We start from the raw sequence: 2,662 nt of genomic DNA, 5'->3' as shown, positions 1-2,662 counted from the left end.
AGTATTTTGCAAAATGTTACCGATGATAAAAAATAAACTACTGATGATAAAGCTTAAAATTCCACTACACACAAACCAAGCTAATTGCCCGCTTGTAATAGAATCTAATCCTTTAGATTCTAATTTTGCTTTAAGTTGAGAATAGATAGGAATTTTCAAGTAACTATCCTCTACATCTTTTTTAATCGCATTAAGCAAGGTTTCATACTGCTCTTGTGAGATTTCAAAAGTGCAACGATTAGAGGGAGAAAAAGCGTTTTATCCCTTTGTATGTAATGATATTGTTTGGTATTGTCATTCCATTTTGGCACATATTGATTATTTTCAAAGACTTTGCCGCCAGATTCTTTATTATCATAGCTAGAGGTTCTTAGTGGAGCAGAAGATTTATATTGATTATTTTCAAAGACTTTACCCCAATGACTAGCAGAAGATTCCACAGGAGCAAAGCCAAAGAATCCATCATTAAATTCATTAGTCTCTAAACTCTCATACCATTTTTTATCAAAATCTTTCCAATCTTTATTTTTAAGTTTTTCATCTCTTAATTCTTTATCTTCCTTGTCTAAAATATCAGGGTGAGTATGGGTTAAACCAAGAAAAGCGTGAGGGATAGAAATAGGTAGGATTTCTAATTTAGTTTTCATAGGTTCTATATATAAAGTTACAAAATATCGCATAGAGAATCCTTATTTGCCAGTGGTTGCAAGTCCGTAAGCCTCTAACCACCAAAAACTTGTTAATAATATAAATACAATCCAAAAACTTGATTTATAGATTTTGTATTTAATCATTAAGCCTTTCTTTTCTAAAAAGAACCAAATTCCGAAGAAAAATATATGGCATAATGTTAAACATAGAGCAATAAAGAAAAAATCATTTAAAATATCTACATTTCTTAAGTAATAAGATGTTGAATCAAAAATGTAAAATAAAAATTTCCTAATAAGTTTTACAATCAAACCTGCTGGAATGAAAAATGCAATTATAGAAATTGGCATCAAAAAAATGCACAAAAAGCAATCTGGTATAAATTTATCCCATTGAAATTGTTTTTTCATAGCTATATTCCTATGAATTGATTATTTTGAAAGACTTTGCCGCCAGATTCTTTATTATCATAGCTAGAGGTTCTTAGTGGAGCAGAAGATTTATATTGATTATTAAAGACTTTACCCCAATGACTAGCAGAAGATTTATAAGGAGCAAAGCCAAAGAATCCCTCAATATCTTGTATATTACTCTTTTCACTTTGAATAAAATTTTTTAGAGTTTTTTCATAGGCTTGATAATTAAAGAATACAGCATTTTTAAAGTATTGTTTTACAGGAATAGTTATATCTTTATAGCCTTGACGAAAAAATAAATAATCCTTATCTATTTCTTTATAGATATTTTCATCTGTTTTATTTTGCCACTTCTTTTTATTTATGGCAGTATTATTATATTCTTTTGTGAGCTTTTGTATTAAATCCATTTGTGTAGTTTTATTATAATCTTTTAAATCAGATTCTAGTGCATATTCTTTTTTATATTTCTCATTTAAGATTCCATTAAAATTTTCATTAACTAATTGATATTCTATTTTTAATCCTAAGAATGTATGAGGGATTACACCCTCCCATTCTACATTAGGTAAGGAGATATTAGCTCCTAATATCCTCTTATCCTCCATTCTCCAATTTCTTAAACCCCAAGTATCTACATAGACTCCTAGAGTATAATACTTTTGGTAGAGTTTCATTTTTATTCCTTTCCATTAATATTTATATCTTCTTTTATACCTATATTTTGCTGATTGTTAAATACTCTGTTTAAAAAAATATCATCTTGTATGTTATAGTCTCTCATCTCTGTTTTATAAAACTTCTCATCTATTGGGCTACCTTTAGTAAAAAATATAAATTCTGTCCAATTCCTATTAAAATGATAACCCACAATTTGTTGATATGCAATAGAATCAGTATTATTTTTAAGGGTATAAAGGGTATATCGTAACTCATAGATATTTTTATTAATAGGGATATAATAGACTCTACACAGCCAGCTAGTAATATGTGTTTTTAAAATCTCTTCCATTTCCTCCCTCTCCTTTTGCGTTATTACTCTTGCATACACCACCCTACCTATATTTTCTTTACAAAGTTTTTGATACTCTTTATATTCACTATCCCATTGTTTAGGGATAAAGGCACGATAACTTGTAGGATAATAGATATGACCTCCACATATTACATAGAGTATAAAGAAACCAAATATTGCTAAGATGATATAAATCACTCTTTTACGCCTTTTATGCTGCAATCTTTCTCCAATGATGAATAATATATTGATTATATTCAAAATTCTTTAAAGCTTCTTTGTCTATATTCTTTGTATGAGTAGGATTAGGAGATTCTGTGCCACCTAAAAGGAGATGAGAGTAAAGAAAGATTTGAGTATTAGGAGAGTTTAGAGAATCTAGTGTGATAGCATAGTCTTTGTAATCATTAGCTAGTTCTTGTATATCTATATAAGAGTTATCTTTAGTGAATATATCTATCTTACCATTATGAATATGGAGGAGATTAGAGAGGGAGAGAAAGGAGTCTTTATGAAATAGATAAGAATAGAGATAGTCTGTATTAGAATCTTTAGAGTATAAATTAGCGTATAAATTAGA

At 28.7% G+C, this 2,662-nt stretch carries 4 protein-coding genes and 1 pseudogene; all 5 read right to left on the bottom strand.

Going from position 1 to position 2,662, the window contains the following annotated elements:
• Positions 1-170 precede the first annotated feature (170 nt).
• Positions 171-680: a hypothetical protein gene (locus tag CQA44_RS11790; RefSeq protein WP_115547396.1), complete on the bottom strand. Its 510-nt coding sequence runs from the start codon at positions 678-680 to the stop codon at positions 171-173.
• Between the two features lie 9 nt (positions 681-689).
• On the bottom strand, positions 690-1,061 hold the full coding sequence (locus tag CQA44_RS11785) for a hypothetical protein (protein WP_115547395.1): 372 nt from the start codon (positions 1,059-1,061) through the stop codon (positions 690-692).
• 2 nt (positions 1,062-1,063) lie between these two features.
• Entirely contained in the window at positions 1,064-1,744 is a 681-nt protein-coding gene (locus CQA44_RS11780; RefSeq protein WP_115547394.1) for a hypothetical protein, read from the bottom strand.
• A gap of 2 nt (positions 1,745-1,746) precedes the next feature.
• Positions 1,747-2,280, bottom strand: a complete 534-nt coding sequence (locus CQA44_RS11775) for a hypothetical protein (protein ID WP_115547393.1) — start codon at positions 2,278-2,280, stop codon at positions 1,747-1,749.
• 13 nt (positions 2,281-2,293) lie between these two features.
• Positions 2,294-2,662: pseudogene (locus tag CQA44_RS12795) on the bottom strand (hypothetical protein); the annotation flags it as partial.

The sequence above is a fragment of the Helicobacter sp. MIT 14-3879 genome (assembly GCF_003364125.1).
The sequence above is the reverse complement of the archived record's forward strand: the minus strand, read 5'-3'. Positions and strand labels throughout refer to the sequence as shown.